This is a genomic window from Mesorhizobium sp. 113-3-3 (assembly GCF_016756495.1).
In the GTDB taxonomy this organism is placed as follows: domain Bacteria; phylum Pseudomonadota; class Alphaproteobacteria; order Rhizobiales; family Rhizobiaceae; genus Mesorhizobium.
On record NZ_AP023243.1, the window covers coordinates 1,629,529 to 1,650,998 of the forward strand.

Annotated in this window: 19 protein-coding genes and 1 pseudogene; 13 read left to right on the forward strand and 7 right to left on the reverse strand. The window is 61.6% G+C overall.

Going from position 1 to position 21,470, the window contains the following annotated elements:
* Positions 1 to 80 precede the first annotated feature (80 nt).
* From JG746_RS07870 to JG746_RS07905, 8 genes are all read left to right on the forward strand, one after another.
* On the forward strand, positions 81 to 1,019 hold the full coding sequence (locus tag JG746_RS07870) for an ABC transporter substrate-binding protein (RefSeq protein WP_202357630.1): 939 nt from the start codon (positions 81 to 83) through the stop codon (positions 1,017 to 1,019).
* A gap of 69 nt (positions 1,020 to 1,088) precedes the next feature.
* Positions 1,089 to 1,982 (forward strand): sugar phosphate isomerase/epimerase family protein, encoded by an 894-nt coding sequence (locus tag JG746_RS07875; RefSeq protein ID WP_202357631.1) that lies wholly within the window; start codon positions 1,089 to 1,091, stop codon positions 1,980 to 1,982.
* A gap of 128 nt (positions 1,983 to 2,110) precedes the next feature.
* Positions 2,111 to 2,464, forward strand: a complete 354-nt coding sequence (locus tag JG746_RS07880; protein WP_202357632.1) for a cupin domain-containing protein — start codon at positions 2,111 to 2,113, stop codon at positions 2,462 to 2,464.
* Between the two features lie 140 nt (positions 2,465 to 2,604).
* Positions 2,605 to 3,531 carry an ArsR/SmtB family transcription factor gene (locus tag JG746_RS07885; protein WP_202357633.1) on the forward strand — a complete coding sequence of 309 codons (927 nt, stop codon included), beginning with the start codon at positions 2,605 to 2,607 and terminating at the stop codon, positions 3,529 to 3,531.
* A 229-nt stretch (positions 3,532 to 3,760) separates the two neighbouring features.
* Positions 3,761 to 5,266, forward strand: coding sequence for an arabinosylfuranosidase ArfA (gene arfA, locus JG746_RS07890; RefSeq protein WP_244730698.1), 1,506 nt, complete (start codon positions 3,761 to 3,763; stop codon positions 5,264 to 5,266).
* Positions 5,267 to 5,380: 114 nt separating this feature from the next.
* The gene (locus tag JG746_RS07895) at positions 5,381 to 6,655 is read left to right on the forward strand and encodes an extracellular solute-binding protein (protein ID WP_202357634.1); all 1,275 of its coding nucleotides are present in this window, start codon (positions 5,381 to 5,383) and stop codon (positions 6,653 to 6,655) included.
* A 59-nt stretch (positions 6,656 to 6,714) separates the two neighbouring features.
* Entirely contained in the window at positions 6,715 to 7,599 is an 885-nt protein-coding gene (locus JG746_RS07900; protein ID WP_202357635.1) for a carbohydrate ABC transporter permease, read from the forward strand.
* Positions 7,596 to 8,438 carry a carbohydrate ABC transporter permease gene (locus JG746_RS07905; protein WP_202357636.1) on the forward strand — a complete coding sequence of 281 codons (843 nt, stop codon included), beginning with the start codon at positions 7,596 to 7,598 and terminating at the stop codon, positions 8,436 to 8,438. The genes JG746_RS07900 and JG746_RS07905 overlap by 4 nt, the downstream gene beginning before the upstream one ends.
* Positions 8,439 to 8,477: 39 nt before the next feature.
* Here JG746_RS07905 and JG746_RS07910 read toward each other — a convergent pair whose 3' ends face one another.
* On the reverse strand, positions 8,478 to 9,563 hold the full coding sequence (locus JG746_RS07910) for an ABC transporter ATP-binding protein (protein WP_202357637.1): 1,086 nt from the start codon (positions 9,561 to 9,563) through the stop codon (positions 8,478 to 8,480).
* A 165-nt stretch (positions 9,564 to 9,728) separates the two neighbouring features.
* On the opposite strand from JG746_RS07910, the gene JG746_RS07915 reads away from it, so the two are divergent.
* Both JG746_RS07915 and JG746_RS07920 read left to right on the forward strand, forming a co-directional pair.
* Positions 9,729 to 11,237: a multicopper oxidase family protein gene (locus JG746_RS07915; RefSeq protein ID WP_202357638.1), complete on the forward strand. Its 1,509-nt coding sequence runs from the start codon at positions 9,729 to 9,731 to the stop codon at positions 11,235 to 11,237.
* A 6-nt stretch (positions 11,238 to 11,243) separates the two neighbouring features.
* Positions 11,244 to 11,678 carry a YqaA family protein gene (locus JG746_RS07920; protein WP_202357639.1) on the forward strand — a complete coding sequence of 145 codons (435 nt, stop codon included), beginning with the start codon at positions 11,244 to 11,246 and terminating at the stop codon, positions 11,676 to 11,678.
* Between the two features lie 34 nt (positions 11,679 to 11,712).
* Here the strand turns inward: JG746_RS07920 and JG746_RS07925 are convergent, their stop codons facing one another.
* The 3 genes from JG746_RS07925 to JG746_RS07935 all read right to left on the reverse strand — a co-directional run bounded on the left by JG746_RS07925 (position 11,713) and on the right by JG746_RS07935 (position 16,112).
* The gene (locus JG746_RS07925; RefSeq protein WP_202357640.1) at positions 11,713 to 12,306 is read right to left on the reverse strand and encodes a cytochrome b/b6 domain-containing protein; all 594 of its coding nucleotides are present in this window, start codon (positions 12,304 to 12,306) and stop codon (positions 11,713 to 11,715) included.
* 108 nt (positions 12,307 to 12,414) lie between these two features.
* Positions 12,415 to 14,733, reverse strand: coding sequence for a di-heme-cytochrome C peroxidase (locus JG746_RS07930; RefSeq protein ID WP_202357641.1), 2,319 nt, complete (start codon positions 14,731 to 14,733; stop codon positions 12,415 to 12,417).
* Between the two features lie 35 nt (positions 14,734 to 14,768).
* Positions 14,769 to 16,112: a hypothetical protein gene (locus JG746_RS07935; RefSeq protein WP_202357642.1), complete on the reverse strand. Its 1,344-nt coding sequence runs from the start codon at positions 16,110 to 16,112 to the stop codon at positions 14,769 to 14,771.
* Between the two features lie 365 nt (positions 16,113 to 16,477).
* Between JG746_RS07935 and JG746_RS07940 the strand changes: the two genes are divergently transcribed.
* The 3 genes and pseudogenes from JG746_RS07940 to JG746_RS37640 all read left to right on the forward strand — a co-directional run.
* Positions 16,478 to 16,627, forward strand: a complete 150-nt coding sequence (locus JG746_RS07940; protein ID WP_202357643.1) for a hypothetical protein — start codon at positions 16,478 to 16,480, stop codon at positions 16,625 to 16,627.
* On the forward strand, positions 16,624 to 17,001 hold the full coding sequence (locus JG746_RS37815; protein WP_202357644.1) for an ATP-binding cassette domain-containing protein: 378 nt from the start codon (positions 16,624 to 16,626) through the stop codon (positions 16,999 to 17,001). Before JG746_RS07940 ends, JG746_RS37815 begins: the two co-directional genes overlap by 4 nt.
* Positions 16,949 to 17,326: pseudogene (locus JG746_RS37640) on the forward strand (ATP-binding cassette domain-containing protein); the annotation flags it as partial. The gene JG746_RS37815 and the pseudogene JG746_RS37640, both read left to right, overlap by 53 nt.
* A gap of 55 nt (positions 17,327 to 17,381) precedes the next feature.
* On the opposite strand, the gene JG746_RS07955 reads toward JG746_RS37640, so the two are convergent.
* The 3 genes from JG746_RS07955 to JG746_RS07965 form a co-directional block, all read right to left on the reverse strand.
* Complete coding sequence (locus JG746_RS07955; RefSeq protein ID WP_202357646.1) at positions 17,382 to 18,110, reverse strand: response regulator transcription factor; 729 nt, start codon at positions 18,108 to 18,110, stop codon at positions 17,382 to 17,384.
* Positions 18,111 to 18,289: 179 nt separating this feature from the next.
* Complete coding sequence (gene iaaH / locus JG746_RS07960; RefSeq protein ID WP_202357647.1) at positions 18,290 to 19,705, reverse strand: indoleacetamide hydrolase; 1,416 nt, start codon at positions 19,703 to 19,705, stop codon at positions 18,290 to 18,292.
* A 572-nt stretch (positions 19,706 to 20,277) separates the two neighbouring features.
* Positions 20,278 to 21,456: a 4-hydroxybenzoate 3-monooxygenase gene (locus JG746_RS07965; RefSeq protein WP_202357648.1), complete on the reverse strand. Its 1,179-nt coding sequence runs from the start codon at positions 21,454 to 21,456 to the stop codon at positions 20,278 to 20,280.
* Positions 21,457 to 21,470 lie beyond the last annotated feature (14 nt).

The following is a 21,470-nucleotide window of genomic DNA, read 5'->3' on the forward strand; positions in this document are numbered from 1 at the left end:
GTGACCTGGTCGCCGGCATCAAAGACCGGCTTGTGTAACGCACCGTGAGAGGCTCGGTGCATCAGGAGGAAGTAAGCGTAATGAAGACCATCGCCAAACTGCTCTGCGGCGCCGCTTTCGCGGCCGTCGCCATCGCGCCGGCATCGGCCAAGGACCTCAACAAGGTCGGCATCTCGGTCGGCCTGCTCGGCAACCCCTTCTTCGTCGCCACCATCAAGGGCATCGAGGACGCGGCCAAGAAGATCAATCCGAAGGTCGAGGTGACGTCGGTGTCCGCCGACTATGACCTCAACAAGCAGGTTTCGCAGGTCGATTCCTTCATCGCCGCGGGCGTCGACGTGATCATGCTCAATGCGGTCGACGCCAAGGCGATCGCGCCGGCGGTGAAGAAGGCACAGGCTGCCGGCATCATCGTTGCCGCCTTCGACGTCTCGGCGCCGGGCGCCGACGTCACCGTGATGACCAACAACGTCAAGGCCGGCGAAGAGGCGTGCCAGTACCTGGTCGACCACACCGGCGGCAAGGGCGACTACGTCATCCTCAACGGTCCGGCATCGTCGTCGATCCTTGAGCGGGTCAAGGGCTGCAAGAACGTGCTTTCGCAGCATCCCGACATCAAGATCCTCTCCGACGACCAGAACGCCGAAGGCTCGCGCGACGGCGGCCTGAAAGTGTTCCAGTCGCTGCTCACCCGCTTCGACAAGATCGATGCGGTGTTCGCCATCAACGATCCGACGGCGATCGGCGCCCAGCTTGCCGCCAAGCAGCTCAACCGCTCGGAGTTCATCTTCACCGCGGTCGACGGCGCGCCGGATATCGAGAAGGAGCTCTCTTCCGGCACCTCGATGATCAAGGCCTCGGCCTCGCAGGATCCCTATGTGATGGCCGGCCAGTCGCTGACGATGGCCGCCGAGCTGCTCGCCGGCAAGAAGCCGGCGGAGGCCACCGTGCTGCTCGATCCCAAGCTGATCACCGCCGAGAACCTGAAGGACTACAAGGGCTGGACCGCGGCCCGCTGATCCCTCCAACACGCGCGGCCGGATCGATCCGGCCGCGCCTTTCCTCATCGCGACACACCGGAGACGATCATGGCGCGCATCGGAATCCATTCTTTCGTCTGGTCGGCGAGTTCGGCGCAAAGCGCGCTCGAACGCACGCTGGCCAACACCAGGGAGGCCGGTTTCGACCTGATCGAATTCTCCTATCTCGACCCGGCCGATGTCGACATTGCCGCGCTTGCCAAACGCATCGCCGATCTCGGCCTCGGCGTGGCGATCAGCATCGGCCTGCCTGGTGACGGCGACATATCGAGCGCCGACAAGGCGGTTGCGGCGCGCGGCGTCGAGATCCTCAACCAGACTATTGCGCTGACGCGCGATCTCGGCGGCAGCAAGGTCGCCGGCATCCTGTCGGCCAGCCACGGCCTGCAGGTAGAAGCGCCGACGCGCGATCAATGGAACCGCAGCACTGCTGCGCTGGCCAAGGTCGCCGAGACGGCCAAGGCTGCCGGCGTCACGCTCAATCTCGAAATCGTCAACCGCTTCGAAAGCAACCTGCTCAACACCGCCGCGCAAGGTCTTGCCTTCATCGAAGACACCGGCTCGGACAACATCTTCCTGCATCTCGACACGTTCCACATGAACATCGAGGAGGCCGATGTCGGGCTGGCCATCCGCCACGCCGCGGGCAAGATCGGCTATGTCCATATCGGCGAGAGCCATCGCGGCTTCCTTGGCACCGGCAATATCGACTTCGCGGCGATTTTCGACGCGCTGACCGCCATCGGCTATGCCGACGATCTCAGCTTCGAGTCCTTCTCGTCGGAGATCGTCGACGAGAACCTGTCGAAGAAGACCGCGATCTGGCGCAATCTGTGGACCGACAATATGGCGCTCGCCAAGCACGCGCGCGCCTTCATCGGCCTCGGGCTGGAGACGGCGCGGCGCAAGGCGGAACTGGTTTCGGCCCGTCAGAAGCCGTAGGACAGCCGCGGGCGGCAGGACGTCCTAGGCTGTGCGCAAAAGCTTCTGGCCTCATGGCGCGTGCATTGCTCCCGTGCCATGCATCGGCTATCCGACCTCTGCGACACATGAAGCGGAAGGAACCCGGCATGACGAACAAGACGATCCTCAAATTCGGCCCCGTCGAGCACGCGGAAGCCGGCGACCTGCCCGGCTGGATCGTGGTCGAGGGTCACCCGACCATGCAGACCGCCGTCCAGCACACCACGGAGGACGGCAAGGTGATGTCGGGGACCTGGCGGGCGTCGCCCGGCACCTATCACGCGACCTACACCGATTATGAGTTCGTGCACATGATCGCCGGCCGCATCATCATCACGCCCGACGGCGGCACGCCTGGCGAAGTCGGCCCCGGCGACGCTTTCGTGGTGGAAGCCGATTTTAAGGGCACGTGGAAGATCGTCGAGCCGGTGACCAAGCATTTCGTGGTCAGGGTGGCCTGATCACCCCGACCGTAGAAGCAGGCAGGTCGGCAATGTGCCGACCTGCACGTGGCGGGGACCACGCGGTTCGATTTGTAACGCCCCCGCTTTATTTGTATCTGATCTGCTGATACATAGCCCGTGTGACGAGCGCGGGCCATATGTCGAATGAAATCATGGTTGTCGATCCGCTTGAGCGGCTCGACCTGTTGAAGAGCCTCGCGAGCGAGGTCCGGGTCCGGATTCTCGACCTGCTGCACCGCAAGGGGCCGAAAAACGTCAATCAAGTGGCCGAGGAACTGGGTCTTCCGCAATCGACAATTTCGGCAAACATCCAGGTTCTTGTCGATGTCGGTTTGATCGAGACGAAATCACAGAAGGCGCGCAAGGGAAGCCAGAAGGTCTGCTATTCGACCTTCTCCGAACTGGTTGTCGTCTTCAAGGACCGCACCCCCGCGCAAGACCTCGGCGTCATAGAAGTGGCGATGCCGCTTGGACTCTACACAAGATGCGAGGTTTCCGCTCCCTGCGGCCTGTGTTCAAAGGACGGCGTTATCGGACTTCTCGATGTGCCCGATACCTTCCTCGATCCCGACCGTATGCGGGCCGGGCTGCTGTGGTTCACGCGCGGCTTCGTCGAATACCAGTTTCCCAACAATGCGACGCTTGCCAATGCCAAAGTCGGCGGGCTGGAGCTGGCGATGGAGCTTTCGTCCGAGGTGCCGGGCACGTCGAAGGATTGGCCATCGGACATCACGGTCGCGATCAACGGACATGAGATCGATACCTGGACGGCGCCGGCCGATTATGGCGACAAGCGGGGCAAGCATACGCCCGGCTGGTGGAAGCTGGCTGGATCGCAGTATGGCGATCTCGTGCACTGGCGCGTCACGAACAACGGTACCTATCGCGGTAACGACAAGGTTTCCAAATGCTCGCTGGCTGACCTGGAGCTTGAGCGGCACCGCTCGATCCGGATACGAATCGGCGTGAAGGAAGATGCGCGTCACCCTGGCGGCATAAACATCTTCGGCAACGGCTTCGGCAATTACAGCAACGACATCGTTCTGCGCCTGCTGAAGGCTTGAGGGCATACTGGATCGGTTTACGGTCTCACGGAAACGGCGAACTGCTCTAACTCTTTGTTTTGACGCAATTCCCAAAGGAAAGCGCACCGCGCTTTTCCCGGGAAAACCGCACACACCTTTCCTGGAATCGCGTCAGGCCCTTGACGGGCGGACGAACTCCGCCCTTAACTGACCCATGACCCGGATATAAATCGGAAAGTCGGATTGATAATCCGCAGTGGGAGGGATCATGAAGGCCAGAGTCACGGCGAACGCGGCTTATGCCGTCGCGGATATCGACAAACGCCTCTACGGCTCGTTTCTCGAACATCTCGGCCGGGCGGTCTATACGGGCATCTACGAGCCCGGACATCCGCAAGCCGACGCACAGGGGATGCGCAAGGACGTCATTGAGCTGGTGCGTGCGCTCGACACGCCGATCTGCCGTTACCCCGGTGGCAACTTCGTGTCCGCCTACAATTGGGAAGACGGCATCGGTCCGAAGGAGAACCGCCCGCGGCGGCTCGATCTTGCCTGGCGTACCACCGAGCCGAACCTGGTTGGCATCCACGAATTCGCCGACTGGGCCGAAAAAGCCGGCACCGAGATGATGCTTGCCGTCAATCTCGGCTCCCGCGGCCTCGACGAGGCACGGGCCTTCGTCGAGTATGTCAACCACCCGGGCGGCAGCTACTGGTCCGACCTCAGGGCCAAGAACGGACGCGCGCAACCCTGGAACTGCCGCCTCTGGTGTCTCGGCAATGAAATGGACGGCCCCTGGCAGGTCGGCCACAAGTCGGCGAGCGAATACGGCCATCTCGCCAACGAGACCGCCAAGGCGCTGCGCGGCCTCGACCCCACGGTGGAACTGGTCGTCTGCGGCTCGTCGCATTCCAACATGCCGACCTATCCGCAGTGGGAAGCAACCGTGCTGGAAGCGACCTACGAGCAGGTCGACTACATCTCCCTCCACATGTATTTCGAGAATTACGAGAAGAATACGGCCGAGTATCTGGCTCTTCCGGCCAAGCTCGACCGCTACATCGGCACGGTCGCCGGCATTATCGACTACGTTAAGGCCAAGACCCGCTCGAAGCGGGACGTGAAGATCTCCTTCGACGAGTGGAACGTCTGGTACCACCAGCGCAAGCAGGACGCCGAGCGCATGCGCGGCTGGGACTGGCCGGAAGCGCCCAGGCTCCTGGAAGACATCTACAATTTCGAGGACGTGCTGCAGGTCGGCTGCATCATCAACACCTTCATCCGCCGGTCGGATGTTGTTCGCATCGCCTGCATTGCACAGCTGGTGAACGTGATCGCGCCGATCATGACCGATCCCGGCGGCAGCGCCTGGCGGCAGACGATCTACTGGCCCTTCATGCTGGCCTCCAGGCACGGCCGTGGCACCGCGCTGCAGCTCGCGGTCGAGGTACCCACCTATGACGCGGCCGCGGCCGACAAGGTGCCGTGGCTCGACATTGCAGGCGTGCACGATTCGAACGCCGGCACGCTGACCTTCTTTGCAATCAACCGGCACGGGTCCGAGACGATAGAGGCCGAAATCGCCCTCGAGCGGTTCGCCGCCAAGTCCATCGAGCACACGATCATCCGTCATGACGATCTCGAGGCCTGCAACACGAAGGATGCGCCGGACAACGTATCGCCGGTCAAAGGCAACGGGGCGGCGCTCAGTAGCAAGGGAATGACGCTGAACTTGCCGCCGCACTCCTACTCGATGGTGCGCGTGACGCTCTGAGTTAATATCCTGACATCGGATATGTATCGCAAAATCCGTTGCAGGTGGTTCGGTTTGGTGTAGCATTGAAATGTTCAAGGCGGATCTAACCGCCGTACTCGGGAGGAAGCTGAGATGAACTTTCGCAGGATGATGGCTATAGCGGTGGTAGCGGCCGGAGGATTTTGGGCCGTCGCGGCCCAGGCCGAAGAAACCGTCGCATGGTGGGATTTCCTCGGCGGCGGTGACGGTGTGCGCATGAAGCAGATGATCTCCGACTTCAACGCCGCCCATGCCGGCAAGATCAAGATCGACGCCACGACGCTGGAGTGGGGCACGCCCTTCTACGCCAAGGTGCAGACCTCGGCCGCGGTCGGTGAGGCGCCTGACGTCATGACCTATCACGCCAGCCGCATCCCCTTGGCGGTGAGCCAGGACATTCTCGAAGAAATCACCGCCGACGACATGAGCAAGATGGGTCTCTCGGCCGCGGACTTCGCCCAGACGACGATGGGCGCCGTGACGGTCGACGGCAAGCAATACGCAGTGCCGCTCGATACCCATCCGATCGTCCTGTACTACAATCGCGTCCTCCTGAAGAAGGCAGGCGTGCTCGGCGACGACGGCCGTCCCTTGGGTATGAAAAACAAGGAGGAATTCACCGCGACACTGCAGAAGTTGAAGGATGCCGGCGTCGAGTTCCCGTTGGGGAGCGTCACCGCCGACGGCAACTTCATGTACCGCACCATTTATTCGCTGGTGTGCCAGCAGGGCGGAGAACTTCTGACGGGCAAGGAGTTCCTCGCGGGCGACAATGCCGAAAAGCTGGCGAAAGCCTTGACGGTTCTGCAAGGCTGGACGAAGGCCGGGCTGCAGTCGACCTATACGGACTATCCTGCGACCGTCGCCCTGTTCACCTCGGGCAAGGCAGCGATGATGATCAACGGCGTCTGGGAAGTTCCCACGATGACCGACCTCGCCAAGCAGGGCAAGCTGTTCGACTGGGGCGCCGTCGAGATCCCGGTGATCTTCGACAAGCCATGCACCTATGCGGACAGCCATTCTTTCGCGATCCCGAAGAACAAGGGCAAGGAGATCAGCCCGCAAAAGCGTGCCGCCGTCCTCGAGGTGATCTCATGGATGGACAAGCACTCGCTGTTCTGGGCCACGGCAGGCCACATCCCGGCATACAAGCCGGTCACCGAGTCGGCCGAATACAAGGCAATGGAGCCCAATGCGACCTACTCGACGCTGACGGCCAACATGATCTTCGATCCGAAGTCGCCCAAAGCCGGTGTCGCCGGGCCGATCTTCGACATCATGTCCAACTATTTCGTGCCGACCCTCAACGGAGAGATGGATCCGGCCGAGGCGGTGAAATCCATCAAGGAAGAGCTGAACGGCATGTAGAGCTCAAAGACTGGGACCGCCCTGCCCAGAACGGTCCCAGCCATCCTTGAGGAAGAGCCATGCTTCGCAACTCCCGCACTGAACGTCTTGTCGCGCTGGTGCTGGTCGCTCCCTTCCTGGCGATCTACCTGCTGGCGTTCGTCTATCCGACGGTCCAGATGTTCCGCATCTCCTTCACCGATGCGCCGCTGATCGGCGCGGGCCGGTGGGTAGGTTTCGACAACTATTTACGGCTCGACAACGACCCGATGTTCCGGCGCGCGCTCTGGAACACCGCTTACTTCGTGCTGATGACGGTCGTCCCCGGGACATTCATCGCCCTGCTGATCGCGCTTGGCGTGTCGCGGCTCAAGGGAAGGTTCCAGTCGATCGTGCTGGCGCTGTTCTTCCTGCCCTACATCCTGCCGGTGTCCGTCGTCTATCTGATCTGGGACTGGACGCTGAATTTCCAGTTCGGGATCGCGATGCATGTGCTGGACTGGCTGGGAATCCCGCGCGTACCGGTCTTCAAGTCGCGCGTCTGGTTCCTGCCGGCGGTGGCCGGGGTGACGATCTGGTGGACCGCGGGCTTCTCGATCCTCCTCTTCCTCGCCGGACTGCGGTCCATACCGGCGGAAATCTACGAAGCCGCGGCGCTCGACAACGCGACGCGATGGACCACGTTCCGGCGTATCACCTGGCCGCTGCTGTGGCCGATCACCTCGCTGGTGTTCACCATCCAGCTCATCCTGCAGCTCAAGATCTTCGACCAGGTCTATCTGTTCTCGATCGGCGGCCGGCCGAACGACAATATGGTGCTCGTCTATTACGTCTTCCAGAAGGCCTTCCAGCAGAACCAGGGAGGCAGGGCGGCGGCTGTCGCCGTCACCCTCTTCGTGCTTGTGGTCGTCGTCTCGGTCCTGCAATTCCAACTGCTCCGGTTCGCCGAAAGGCGGCGCCGATGAATGCCATGGCCGCGCGACGCTGGAACTTCTGGGGCGGGATAATCACGGCACTGACGGTCGTCTGGGCCCTCCTTTGGGCATTCCCGCTCTATTGGGGGGTGATCTCATCGCTCAAACCGGACGACGAGGTCATTCGGCCCTACATCGAACTCTGGCCCGAGACGCCGACGCTGGAGAACTACGTTAGCGCCCTGACCACCACGCAGATCGGCATCTGGTACGTCAACTCGGTGGCGGTCGCGGTGGGCGTAACGGTCATCACCATCTTCATCTCGATGCTGTGCGGCTATGCAATCTCGCAATTGCGGTTCCCGGGGCGGATCGCGCTGTGGTGGCTGATCCTCGCCTCCTTCATGGTTCCGATCTCGGCGCTGATCATCAATCACTTCGTGCTGGTTGCCAACCTTGGCCTGCTCAACAGCTGGGCCGGAATCATGTTGCCGCAGCTCATCCACCCCGTCATCATCATCGTGTACAAGCAGTTCTTCGATCAGGTCCCGAAGGATTTTCGCGAGGCCGCGGTCATGGACAATGCGTCCGAATTCGGGATCCTCTTCAAGATCTACATGCCGATGAACTGGGGGGTGACGACGGCGCTGTCGATCGTCTGCTTCATCTGGACATGGAACGCTTTCTTGTGGCCGTTCCTCTCGGTGACCCGCACCGAGATGATGACCATCACTGTCGGCATCACGCAGGTCAACGACGCCTTCGGCGTCTACTACGCGCGCCAGCTGTCGGCAGCCGTACTGGCCGGCCTGCCGGTGGCACTGGCCTACCTCTTCTTCCAGCGCCGGGTAACCGAAGCGATAACGCTGTCGGCAGGTATCAAGGGCTAAGGCGCCGGCAAGTGCACCGCAATGCCGGAGGGCACGGGTTCAGGCCCCGTCGGCGCCCGCGTGCCAGGCCGATCCATCCGCGGCGAAGAGGTGCAGGCCTGCGGTGTCGAACTTCAGCCGAACGGTGTCGCCCGGTTTGACGCTCGAAAGCCCGCGATCCTGTGCCGTCACCTGCGTCCCATCCGCGAGCCGCGCATAGACGAGCGTTCGCTCGCCAAGGCGCTCGACGACAGTGGCCGTGGCGGATGTTTCATTGCCATCGGAGACGACAGTCAGCGATTCCGGCCGCACGCCGAGTTCGCGCCAATCCATGTTGGCCGGCGCGCCGGGAAGTCCGACGAGTGATCCGTCCGTCAAGCGCGCATTGAGCCTGTCGCCCGAGCCCGAAACCGTGACAGGCAGGATGTTCATCGCCGGAGACCCGACGAAGGTCGCGACGAATCGCGACGCCGGACGTGCATAGACATCGACGGGCCTTCCCATCTGCTCGATCCGGCAATTGTTGAGGATCACGATACGGTCGGCGAGCGTCATCGCTTCCACCTGGTCGTGGGTGACGTAGATCATCGTCGACTTCAAACGCTGATGCAGCTCGGCAAGCTCGACGCGTGTACGGGCTCGGAGTGCCGCGTCCAGATTGGAGAGCGGCTCGTCGAACAGGAATGCCTTGGGCTCCTTGACGATCGCACGCCCGATGGCCACGCGCTGGCGCTGCCCGCCGGAGAGCTGCGACGGCCGCCGATGAAGCAGCGCTTCGATCTCCAGGATACGCGCAGCCTCGGCGATCCGGTGGCGGATGACATCCGGCGCGACCCGAATATTCTTCAGCCCAAAGGCCATGTTCTCCGCGACGGTCATATGCGGGTAAAGCGCATAGTTCTGGAAGACCATCGCAACGTTGCGCCTGCCCGGCGCGAGGTTCTCCGAGCGCACCCCGTCGATCGTCAGCGTGCCCACGTCAATGCTTTCGAGGCCGGCGATCATCCGCAGCAGCGTCGTCTTGCCGGAACCGGACGGACCGAGAAACACGACCAGTTCTCCCGGCTCGATGTCCAGGCTCACGTCGCGGATCACTTCGACTGCGCCGAAGTGCTTCGATACACCCGAAAGCGTGATTCCCGTCATGCCTGCGATCCTTCTTTCCTACATAATTTCGGATAAATACCCGATGTCAAGGAACTATGGGCGGCGAACCGATCAGGCGGCCCAACGCCGCATTGACCTGGCGGGGCGTCGGCAGTCTCCTAGGGGCGCCCTTCGGTGTTCAACGTCTGATCGAGGAAATGAAAGATGCATCGGCGCGGTTTTCTGGCGGCAGGTCTTGCGGCGGTTCTTGTGAGCGAGCGCGCCGTTGCCCAGATGAAGATGGACGACATGCCCGGCATGGAGATGGGCGGTCACGCGGGCCACGATATGGGCACCGCGCCGCAAGGTACGGTCGTTCTGCCCGAGGGCGAGGCGTTGCGCGAATTGCCCCTGCTGGCGAACGAGGCAAGCGCGCCCGGCCTGTTCAAGGCGACGCTGACGGCGGGATCCGCCACGGCGCGTTTTGCGCAGGGACTGGACACGCCGATCCTCGCCTACAATGGCACTAGCCCCGGGCCGCTGATCGAGGCAGTCGAGGGCGATCGCGTCGAGATCACCTTCGCCAACCGGATCGCGGACGAGGCAAGCACCATCCACTGGCACGGCATGCCGGTGCCGGCCGATCAGGACGGCAACCCGATGAACCCGGTCGCCACCGGTACCGATCGAACCTATAGTTTCGATCTGCCGGAAGGCAGTGCCGGCTCTTATTGGTATCACCCGCATCCGCACGGCAAGACCGCCGAGCAGGTCTATCGCGGCCTTGCCGGCGCGTTCGTGGTCAAGCCGAAGGCCGATCCGGTCCCGGCCGCCTATGGCGATACGGTGCTGGTGTTCACCGACCTGCGCCTTGCGGCCGATGGCACCTTGCCCGGCAACACGATGACAGACCTGATGAACGGGCGCGTCGGCGACCATGTGCTGGTCAACGGGCAGAAGAATCCCACACTGACGGTGCCTTCTGGCGCGAAGCGGCGCTTCCGGCTCTACAATGCCACCAACGCGCGCTTTCTGCGGCTCTCCTTCGACGGCGCGGCGATGACGATCATCGGAACGGACGGCGGTCTGCTGGAGGCCCCGGTCGCCGCCGGCGACATCCTGCTCAGCCCGGCGGAACGGCTTGAACTGGTGGTCTCTTTCGACAAGCCCGGCGCGGCGACGCTTACCACGCTCGACTATGACCGCGGCTGGATGGGTCCCGGACGCCCTGCCGATGCCGGGCTGACGCTGCTGACGGTCAGTGTCTCGGAGACGCCTGCCGAGTCGGTCCCGCCACTGCCCGACAGGCTGCGGCCGATCGCGCAGCTCGGCGCCCCGGCGGTCAGCCGCCGCTTTGTCTTCACCGAAACCATGGCCATGAACGCCAGCGGCATGGAGATGGGGTTCCTGATCAACGGCGCCGCTTTCGACATGCAGCGCATCGACGTCGTCGCCAGGGCTGGGCAGGTCGAACTCTGGGAGATCGTCAACGAGGCGGACATGGATCATCCATTCCATGTGCATGGGACGCAGTTCCAGGTGATCGAGCACGAACGCGGCGGCAACGTGTCAAAGCCGGCCTATCGCGCCTGGAAAGACACCGTCAATGTCGCGCGCGGTGAGACGGTGCGGCTGCTGCTGCGGCAGGATCGGCCGGGGCCGAGGATGTATCACTGCCACATCCTCGAGCATGAGCAGCTCGGCATGATGGGCGTCGTCGACGTGCAGGCCTAGTCCGGCGTGGTGGCGCTCTATGGCGTACTGTTCCTCAGTGCCTTCCTCGCCGCAACCATCCTGCCGGTTTCGTCGGAAGCTGTGCTCGCCGGCCTGATCGTCTCCGGCCGCGGTGACCCTTGGCTGCTCCTTGTGGTGGCGACCATCGGCAACACGCTCGGCTCCGTGGTGAACTGGGGTCTGGGGCGTGGCATCGAGACACTGCGCAACAGGCGCTGGTTTCCTGTCACCGCGGATCGCTATGAACAGGCATGCAGGACCTTCCGGCGCTTTGGCCAATGGACGCTGTTGTTTGCCTGGCTGCCGGTCGTCGGCGATGCTTTCACCCTCGCCGCGGGCGCCGCACGCGTAAACCTTGGCGTGTTCGTCGCTCTTGTCGCAACAGGCAAGGCTGCACGCTATGCGGCGATCGTCGCGGGAGGGTTGTGGGCGACGGCTTGAGCCATCGTCCGCATCGTCGACCGCACCAGCATTTTCATTCGCGCGAGGCCGTGTTCGGCCGGCCGAGAACCATGCTTCGCATGACACCATCGCGCAACAGCACCAGATGCACCATGGCAGCCAGGACGTGAATGCCGACAAGCCCAAGCATCATCCAGACCAGCTTCTGATGGACGAACGCGAAACCCCTTGCCGACAGCGCGCCAACGTATGGCGCCAGCGGCACAGGCAAGGTTCCAAAAAGTCGTGCGGGGGGCATGAAGGGCATAGGCCGGTAGCCCAGCCATCCCGTTATCACGACGGCTAGGATCGTGACGTAGAGAACCATTTGGAAGAAAGCCGTCGCCAGCCGCACGAACCGTGAAGTCGGCCTGACGGGGGCCTGGGTGAAACCGCGCCAGCAAAGCCTTAGGACGATGATGGCCAGGATCGTCACGCCGATCGACATGTGAAGCGGCAGCCAGTTCATCATCGTCATGCCGGGCCCCCGCATCGGCCCGAAGGCAATGGCGATTTGCGCCGCGAGCGCGGCCACGGTCAGCCAATGCAGCAGACGAATGCCGAAATGCCAATGCAAGCGAGGTTTCCCGCTCACTCTCGCGGCCCGACGTTTATCAAGGGTGTGCATGAGGGCGTGATGTCTTCGTCCCCTTCAACGGGCTGATTTCGTCCAGAGGTACGGCACTTCCAGGCTCTTGAAACCTGGTGGTCCCGACAGGAATCGAACAAGCCGTCTTTACAGGGTTTTCAAATACTCGATCAACGCGGAACGTTCGCGGTTGAGCAGTTGGCGGCCAAGAACACCAGGTGGTGGTGAGCGATTCGGCAGACCTTCGAAGGAATGGCCGAGATTGGAGTTGCCCCGTTGCCGCACGTCGAACCGGGTCAACCCAGCCTCACATTCAGTGGTCGTCAGTTTGGTGGCGACAGGGACGGGCAGGCCCACTCTTTCCGGGTCGAATTCCACCGGGCCGACACAGAAGACCTGTGGCCGGTCGGCCTGCGGCCTGAGCAAATCGTCAAGAGTTGGAACCGAACCATTGTGCAGATAGGGCGCCGTCGCCCAGACGCCGTCGAGCGGCCGGGCGCGATAATGCGGCGTGGCAAGATAGGTGACTTCGGTCGAATCGCTTGCTGCTTGCGCCGTATCCTTGTCGCTGGCCGGCCGCATGGGCTTGAAGACCTTCGGGTTTGGGCAATTCGGTCTTTCGCTGCGGAGCGCAGCGGCTTCTTGCCCTGACATCGCGCTGCCGTCGGCACGCCTGGGGTCCTTGTCCCATTGCTTCTCGGTCCTGCTGACCGCCGCCATCAGATTGACGACATAGGATTTTTTCAAGACCGCGCTGGCCTTCAAAGAGCAGTCGTTGAAAACCTCCGCGTTGAGATCCAAGCCGAGATATTTCGGAACGTTCACCTGCCGTTCGGTGAGCACGCGGCCCTGTTCGGGATCGGTACCCATATGAGCAACCGGCTTCTGCACCACATTGAACAGCCATTCCTTGGGGCCTGCGTTGGGCGGCCATTCCTTGCCGACGCGAACCCAGTTGTTGTCGTTCGCAGGGCCGTCGGTCTGGTCGCTGTTTTTCTCCCGCCAGAACGAGTCCGGGTCGTCAGCCGAAATCCCGGGGTCGCGCAACGGCGCGCGATGGCATTCGAAGCAGAATTGGCGATAGAGCTTGCGGCCTTCGGCCACCACTTCGGGGTGGGTACGCCACTTTTCATCGTCTCCGGCATCCCAGCCCTTCATGGCTTTGAGCTTGCTCGCAGCATCATCCCACCGCGGCGCTGCCAGCGGCTCGGGTGGGCCATCGAAGCTGGTTGGCATCCCATCCATGTGCTTGCGGCCCTGCAGCATGCTCTCGATCCTTGCGATCTCGGCGACATGGACCGTCGACGCAAACAGCGGGCGCTCCGGGTTGGTCATATTGATCTTGGCGGTGACACCCATGGCTTCGCCGATGTTGCGGATGTTGGGATTGAGGATCGAGGCGTCGTACTGCGCCCAGGAGAAATTGGGGACGTCCCAGATCGGCGGGAAGCTGACGGGCGCGGTATGGGCGGAAAAATTGGCGTCCAACGCGGCCTGCGACAGGCCGCCTTCACTCTCCGGTACAGCCGGCTCTTCCGGCTTCAGCGGGTTGACGAGGTTGTCGTGGAACACCTGGTTGCCGATACGGTTGAGCGCGTCGAGCCGGCCGAAACCTTCCTCCGTATGGACCATATGCTGGCGGGCAAGGATGTTCCTTTCGGCGGTGACCTTGCCGAAGACCTCGTTGTCGCAGATTCTTTTGATCTCCGTCGCGACCTTATCCCTTGCCGGATAATCCTGCCCACTGCCCGCAGAAGCAACGACAGCATCGACGAAGCGGTCTTTGCGCCAGGGGGCTTTGGCCGTGTAGCAGATCGACAGACCGATGATCCGCTCCAGGTTCTGCAGGTCGATCATCGCCTGCGCCCCATCGATGCGCAGCTCGAATCCCTTGTAGAAGATGTGGCCAGTGTGACATGCCGCGCAGGTCAGCCCCAGCCCGGCTTCGAATCCTTCGCCGGTTGTTGGATCGGTACCGGCCTTGAGCACGGCGAAACCGACCGGAAGCGTGCCATAACCCTGCGGCTTGTCGCTGCCCGCTTTTGGATCGCAATCGCGCGGCGCCATGAAGCCGAGCCGGCCCAGATAGTCGGGGTCGCTGATCAGGCCGCGGCGCGCCACCAGGTCGAACGGACTGATTTCCGGGCGTTCGAGCTGCTGGAACCAGGGGTAGGGCACCGGGAAGGTCGCGGTGCCCTGCGAGACGTTGTGGAACCAGGCCCGGTCCTCGGCCGACCAGTTCTGGTCGAGCCAGGCGCAACCCTTCCGCGGCCGCTCGGCCACAAGCGGCGGTGGAAGCAGCGCTGAAGCGAATTCCACGATCCTGCCCCTGAAGGCCAGGAAGGACCGGGCACGGTCCGGGGCATAACTCAGGACCAGAACCGCTGCGGCGATCGCCACGATAGCGATCAGCCCCAGTTTGAGGACGCCCCGTCCGAGTTTTCGCAATGCCGACCGGAGTTTCATCGTCGCCTCTCGAACGCAATCTCCCGGCTCGCCGATTACTGCGCTTGCAGCAACGCGTTCGCAGCCTTCACCACCTCAGCGGTTTCGGTCGCGGTGCGCCGGGTGATCGTCGGCCTCATGTCGCCGCCGGCCTCACGCCCCCAGCCGAAGTTGCGCACGTTCCATCTGTCTTTCGGGAGCACCGTGTCCGCTACGCCTTCGATCTTGGTCGTCGGAGACTTGCTTCTCAGCAGCCGGGTCTCCGTATGGCAACTGACACAATCGGTGTTGAAGAAATGGCTCTTCGACGGATCGGCGATGATATTCGTCAGGGTTATCGTGTCCTGCTCGGTCGGTGACGCCTTGAGCAACGTCGCCGTGGAAACGCCTTTGCGATCGCTTGGCGGTCGAGAGCAAATCGTCATGGTCTCATTCAAATTGTCGGAGATGGGGGCCGGGATCACTTTGTCTCCGAAAAACCGTACCAATTCGGCAGTTGCGTTGCCATCGAGCGCCGGGCTTGGAACCGCCACCAATTTCCCCGTGCCGGGTTGCCTCTGCATGGCGATGAAAATCCATGGCTCGGGGTCGGATTTCGGCAATCCCATGGCTGCCATGGAGCCGAGTTGTCCAGCCGAAAGGTTCTTGTCCAGGATTTCCACCAGACGATCACGGAATGGTTTCCTCGCCTTGGGGTCCGCGAGCGCGGGATGGATATCGAGAAGACCCTGCGTGGTGATCGGCGTGGCTCCAAAGGTCCCTTTGGCCAGATCGTCGCGCAGCGACACGAAGGCGGCGAGCGTCGCTCGAAAATGAATGAAGTCGGGATCGACCTTAGGCAGCGGCTGCTTTATGCAAATCTCCTGTGGTTTCGGTATTCCTCCGATAAAACTGAAGATCATATGAGCGGCGCGGTCGTGGATTTTGAGCTTGCCGTCCTCAATAGTCACGGGCTGCAGGATCAGGCGGACCTGCGGAATCTGGCCGAACGCTGTCATGATGTTTTTCGACAGGCCTGGCGCGCCGACATCGACACGGATGCCGGCGATGAACCAGTTCTTGATATCCTCGACACCATCCGGGAGACCGATCTGTGCCGGTGGTCCGCCAGGGACAGCGATTTTGCTGGCATCACCGGCCGCGATCGCCAGAAACTCCTGGAACCGCGGGACAGAAACCAGTGGCGTGCCGCTGGCGTCGGCCAAGTCCGCGACGGAAATGAAATTGACAAGGTCGGCCGCGTCTTTCGGCGCCGGGAACAGGATCGACACGTCGAGGGGATGAAGCGGCGCGGGCGCGTCGGCGACCACTGCCGGCGAGGTAAAGCTCAGTATCGCGGCAAACGCCATCGCGCCGGCTGCCAGGATTGTCCTTCGATAGGCCCCTATAGATTTCGACATATTTTGCCCCCCGGCTATGTTGAAAGTGTTTCCTGCTCCGTTGTCCAAAGGCGTGGTCGAGAGCTATTCCGGGAAGAGCGTGAAATGGCTTTTCGCCAAGAATTGCGTGAGAACAAAGAGTTAGAGGAGTTTTTCGCACCCGAGAGGACGGTCAACTTCTCTACAAAGAATTGTCGAGCGTCGACGCATCCATCAACAGATGACAGATAAGGATCGACGTTATGCACGGGAATTCATATTTGTAGTTGTATAAGCATATTGATACATACGATGCACGCCTGATGTCAATTACCACGCTTTATTTGGCGCGATAATAAAGCCTAAATGCTTTTCGGCGGCCGTCGGCAAACGCCGACTGGGGACTCATGGTCAACGAGAGCCGCAACTCGCTCACAATCCAGCCCCGGGCTGTTCTTGCCCCAATCAGCGCGATCGCCGTCCTGTCCATCGGCGGCAACTTCTTCGCCGAGGGGATGGCGCGGGCTATCGGACGGACGGAAAAGACCGAACAATGACTGGTGTTTCCGTTAGCGGTTTGAACGTCGCACTCGACGATGGAACGCTCATCGTCAAGGACATCGGCTTTTCCATTGCTCCCGGCCAGGTGATGGGACTGGTCGGTGAAAGCGGTTCGGGCGAGAGCACCATTGCACGTGCCCTTCTGGCTTTTGCAAGCAAGGGATCCAGGATCACCGGCGGCCGCGTTTCCATCGGCGGGAAAGATGTTTTCGCTATGAGCGCCAGCCAGGCGCGCGCCTGCAGGGGGAGCCTTGTGAGCGGTCGCGTTCAGGCACTTCTTTCCCGAACGGAGGAAAGACACCTTCCGCGAGGTTCACGCCGCGATGGCATGGGCTGGTCTTGCGGCGGGCCTTGCCTCGAGATTTCCTAACGAACTTTCTGGAGGTGAAGGACAGCGAGTGGCGATAGCCCGGGCGCTGATCTGCAAACCGGACGTGCTTGTATGCGACGAGGCAACCTCGGCGCTGGACGTCTCCGTCCAGGCGACAATCGTCGAACTGCTCAGGCAGTTGATGTCCGAGGGCCTAGGGTTGCTTTTCGTGACCCATGACCTGGCTGTGGTGCGCAGCCTTGCAGATCGTGTGGTTGTCTTGGACAGAGGCAGGATCGCGGAAGCCGAGACTGTCGAGCGAATTTTCACCGAGCCGCAGGCGGAGACTACACGAAAACACTGCTGCGACAAACCATGGACGTGATAGCGCTGGTCGAATAACGATGCCGGGCGGCGGCGAGTGATCGCCGTGGGCGTTGTCAATTCGAAAGTCTTGCCACGTGAGCCGCGATCTCGGCGCGGTTGGAGCATTCGAGCTTCGACAGGCAATTGCCCAGATGCGTGCGGACCGTAGCGAAGCCGATGTTCAGCACGCGAGCAATATCCTTGTCGGAGCAGCCGCGCGCGACAAGCAATGCGACGTCGCGCTCCCTGTCCGTCAGCTGTTCCAGGCTAACTCCTGGCGCTATCGACAGGGCACGCCGCACGAAGGGCGCAAGGGCCGCGAGAAGATCGAGCTCCCGGTTGCCGAAATCGGGGCGGGACTTGGTCCGCCAAACCCTCAAATCAGCGAGTTCCCGACCGTCGCGATGCATGAACAGGTTGACGCCGTGCTGCATTCCATCGCGCGCGAGGAAATCGTTGTAGAATTCGGTCTTGTTCAGTTCGCGTTTTGAGATGACTTCCGCCACATGCGCCGGGCGCCGGAGATCGCGCAGCTTGTCCGTCATCGGATCGCGGTACTGAAACCACTTCTGGTACCGTGCGACGTTCTCGGGGGCCTGATTTATCATGAACGGCTTGCAATAGGATTTGCTGTGCTTGTCCCATTCGAAGGACGCCAGCACATCTGCTCGAAGCAAGGTCAGGATGTCAGGAAACACGACCTCGCGGACAGCGTCCTTCAAATTTTGAGCAGAAAGAGAACCGACGATGTTGGCAAAGATGCGCACTTCGTCCGACGTCATGTCGTATATAGGACCAACCACTCCCGCCTCGCAGTTACCGCAAGCCGTCGCTAATGAAGCAATAAACGCATACCCTGCCGCATGCGGACGTGCCGATCAATGCAATTTTTCAGGAAGTGGAGATCGAGGGGCTTCCAACAGACATTTGGCATCGTTTTTCCAGCGGAACCGACACCATCGCAGGCGACATCGCCTTTCGATCAGTTCGGCAAGGACGGTGTCAGCGCAGGGAAATGGGTCTCCAGTTCGATCGCGATGTCGAGCAGAAGCCGGTCCGCTCCTGCCGCGGCGTCGAGCCCCAGTCCGACGGGCAAGCCTCGCCTGGTCAATCCAACAGGGATGGTTATACCGGGAATGCCCGCGTTGCTGCCGATATCGGTGTTGTGAATTGCGGTCTGGAACAGCGGCTCCGGCTTGCCGTTCAACATCACCGTCTCATCCTCGCCTATGAGCGGCGCGGCGATCAGCGAGGTGGGAAATGCAAGCACGTCCAGAGAATTGTCACGAAAGAGGCGACGGTAGATTTCCTGTATCGCGGGGCGATGAACGCTGAGCGCCTCGGCATAGGTTGCGTCGGGTATCGCCGTTTCGGCACCCAATTGGCTCATCAGTATCGCGCGAACATCGCTTGCAGCTATGCCTTTGGCGACGGCCTCGAGCGATTGCCCCACCGCATGGGCATCAAGGAACTCCTGCAAGGTCACCTTTCCTTCGAAAACCGCGATCGTCGTTGTCGATGCGAGATGGTGCTGCAGCAACTGACTTGCCTTGACAGGCACCAGTTCGGCCCCAAGCTGCTCCAGGAGCCGCAACGCTCGCTCGCAGATAGCGGAAACCTCAAGATCGGCCATGCTCCAGAACAGATCGTTGGCAATCCCAATTCTCAGTCCGCTGAGTACCTGCGGCCTGGGAACCTGCGGTACACCGACCACAACGCTGTCGAGGAGAGCGAGATCGCTGGGTGAGCGGGTGATAGGGCCGGGCGTATCGCGTGTGATGGATATTGGAACGATGCCCGTTCGCGGCCAGCGACCCGGCGTCGGCCGGAAACCCCACAGCCCGCAGAAGGAGGCGGGTACTCTGACCGAACCGCCGGTGTCCGTGCCTATGCTTGCCGGCACCATCCGGGCGGCGACGGCGCAGGCGCTTCCTCCGCTCGATCCACCGCAGACGTGTCTGGTGTCGAAAGGATTGAGCGAGGGCCCGAAGAGAGCGTTGTTTGTTGTCGCGCCATAAGCCAGCTCGTGCATGTTGTTCTTGCCGAAAACGATTGCGCCGGCAAGCTTGAACGCCTTGGCGACTGGCGCATCCTCCTCGGGGCGAAAGTCACGCATGGCTGGTGTGCCAGCTGTCGTCGGATAGCCGCGTACGTTGATGTTGTCCTTGAACGATAATGGGACGCCATGAAGGGGACCGACTGCCTCTCCCGAGGCGGTGATGCGGTCGGCTTCGGCGGCCGCCGACAGCGCCGCCTCGGCATTCAGCGACGCGAAGGCATTGTAGCCCTGGAGCGTTTCTGCTCTGTCGATCAAGGCTCCCACGATCTCGACAGCTGTAACCTGCTTGGAAGAAACAAGTCTCGCGATATCGGTGCAATTCAAGTCTGAAGCAATCATCTTGCGCTTTCGGTTCGATGGCGATTGGGGCGCGAAAGGCGCTGGGATGCCTTGTTGCCTGAACTCAATCGCAAACTCAGCTTGTGCTTGCCGCTGGCCCGACCTTTGATGGCGCGAGGAAACGTTGCAATCCCCTTGCGCACTCATGAGCGTCAGGCACTGGTGGCCCCGTGGTGCTGGAAGTTCCTCAAGGCACGGGACTGTTTCGGCTGGCGCCGGGGTAGTTGTTCCGAAGTCTCGCTGCAGACATGCTGATGCCCGGTTTGGTTTCGGGAACTATCGACCGGGCCGCGTAGTATTCGCTATCCACATTATTGTGGACCAAACGAGATCAGGGTCTCTAGGCACGCGGACGGCGGCCCACCATCGCTTCGCCACCGCGGTCAAGCCAAACGGTGCCTTTCTCGCGCCGATACCACCCGGCGGCCTCTGCCTGCCGGATTTCGATCAAGGTATTGCAGGCGGCCGGGGGCGCGTTCGGTGCGCAGGCGCCATGAATGATGATCCGCTTGCCCACGGGCTCCGTGACAGTTGAGGACCAGACCCTTGCCGATCAGGGCCAATTCGGCGTTTCACGCCAATGGCAGCCCTACATAGTTCTCGGCGAGAGCTGTCGCGGCGGCCCGGGACGAAGTCACGAACTCGAGCTCTGCGATCTGGCGCTTCACGTCGAATTCGGGGCCCTCATGGAATCGGTGAAGCATCGACGTCATCCACCACGAGAAGTGCTGGGCTCGCCACACCCGCCGAAGCGCCGTGGGCGAATAAGCGTCCAGAAGCGCGGTTGATCGATTGGAATAGTACGAGGCCAGGGCCTGGGCGAGGACGTGCACGTCCGCGGCAGCCAGATTCAGGCCCTTGGCACCGGTCGGAGGGACGGAGTGTGCGGCGTCGCCTGCAAGAAATAGTCGGCCATGCCGCATCGGCTCGCAGACGAAGGAGCGGAGTGGAATGATTCCTTTTTGAAATATCGGGCCCGTCTTGAGTTCGAACCCGTCGCCGCCCACCCGCGTCTGCAACTCGTTCCATATCCGGTCATCGGACCAGCTATCGACACTGTCGGTGGGATCACACTGGAAATACATGCGCTGCACTTCCGGGGACCTCGTCGAGATCAGCGCAAAGCCGCGTTCATGATGGGCATAGATCAGTTCTTCGGATGATGGAGGCGCCTTGGCCAAGATGCCGAACCAGCCGAACGGATAGGCTCGGAAGTAGTCGTGGCGGACCAACTGCTCCGGAATCGCGGCGCGGCTTCCGCCGTAGCCGCCGTCACATCCGGCGACGAAGTCGCAGAACAGCTCTCGTGTCTCGCCGTCCTTGGTGGTGAAACGGACGACGGGTTGCTCGGCGGTCAGGCCTTCGATGCCGGTTGCCTTGGCTTCGAAATGAATAGGGCCGCCGGTACCCAACCGAAGCGCAATGAGGTCTTTCAGAACTTCATGCTGAGGATAAACGGTGATCCTGCGGCCATTCGTCAAGTCTTGAAGGTCGATGCGATGCCCCATGCCGGCAAAACGTAACTCGAAGCCGCCATGCACAAAACCCTCGCGCTTCAAACGATCGCCGGCGCCGATCTCCGTCATGAGATCCACCGTCGACTGCTCGAGCACGCCGGCCCGAATCGTCCTTTCAATTTCGTCTCGCGACCGGCTTTCGACGATGACCGATTCGATGCCGTTCAAATGCAATATTTGAGCAAGGAGCAATCCAGCGGGACCTGCTCCGATAATCCCCACTTGTGTTCGCATTGACGGTTCCTCTC

What these genes read in the sequence shown, in the direction of transcription:
- JG746_RS07965 (WP_202357648.1), bottom strand. Translation starts at nt 21,456, where the DNA reads ATGCGAACACAAGTGGGGATTATCGGAGCAGGTCCCGCTGGATTGCTC.
- JG746_RS07935 (WP_202357642.1), bottom strand. Translation starts at nt 16,112, where the DNA reads ATGTCGAAATCTATAGGGGCCTATCGAAGGACAATCCTGGCAGCCGGC.
- JG746_RS07895 (WP_202357634.1), top strand. Translation starts at nt 5,381, where the DNA reads ATGAACTTTCGCAGGATGATGGCTATAGCGGTGGTAGCGGCCGGAGGA.
- JG746_RS07930 (WP_202357641.1), bottom strand. Translation starts at nt 14,733, where the DNA reads ATGAAACTCCGGTCGGCATTGCGAAAACTCGGACGGGGCGTCCTCAAA.
- JG746_RS07870 (WP_202357630.1), top strand. Translation starts at nt 81, where the DNA reads ATGAAGACCATCGCCAAACTGCTCTGCGGCGCCGCTTTCGCGGCCGTC.
- JG746_RS07905 (WP_202357636.1), top strand. Translation starts at nt 7,596, where the DNA reads ATGAATGCCATGGCCGCGCGACGCTGGAACTTCTGGGGCGGGATAATC.
- JG746_RS07875 (WP_202357631.1), top strand. Translation starts at nt 1,089, where the DNA reads ATGGCGCGCATCGGAATCCATTCTTTCGTCTGGTCGGCGAGTTCGGCG.
- JG746_RS07880 (WP_202357632.1), top strand. Translation starts at nt 2,111, where the DNA reads ATGACGAACAAGACGATCCTCAAATTCGGCCCCGTCGAGCACGCGGAA.
- JG746_RS07885 (WP_202357633.1), top strand. Translation starts at nt 2,605, where the DNA reads ATGTCGAATGAAATCATGGTTGTCGATCCGCTTGAGCGGCTCGACCTG.
- JG746_RS07940 (WP_202357643.1), top strand. Translation starts at nt 16,478, where the DNA reads ATGGTCAACGAGAGCCGCAACTCGCTCACAATCCAGCCCCGGGCTGTT.
- JG746_RS07915 (WP_202357638.1), top strand. Translation starts at nt 9,729, where the DNA reads ATGCATCGGCGCGGTTTTCTGGCGGCAGGTCTTGCGGCGGTTCTTGTG.
- arfA (WP_244730698.1), top strand. Translation starts at nt 3,761, where the DNA reads ATGAAGGCCAGAGTCACGGCGAACGCGGCTTATGCCGTCGCGGATATC.
- JG746_RS07910 (WP_202357637.1), bottom strand. Translation starts at nt 9,563, where the DNA reads ATGACGGGAATCACGCTTTCGGGTGTATCGAAGCACTTCGGCGCAGTC.
- iaaH (WP_202357647.1), bottom strand. Translation starts at nt 19,705, where the DNA reads ATGATTGCTTCAGACTTGAATTGCACCGATATCGCGAGACTTGTTTCT.
- JG746_RS37815 (WP_202357644.1), top strand. Translation starts at nt 16,624, where the DNA reads ATGACTGGTGTTTCCGTTAGCGGTTTGAACGTCGCACTCGACGATGGA.
- JG746_RS07925 (WP_202357640.1), bottom strand. Translation starts at nt 12,306, where the DNA reads ATGCACACCCTTGATAAACGTCGGGCCGCGAGAGTGAGCGGGAAACCT.
- JG746_RS07900 (WP_202357635.1), top strand. Translation starts at nt 6,715, where the DNA reads ATGCTTCGCAACTCCCGCACTGAACGTCTTGTCGCGCTGGTGCTGGTC.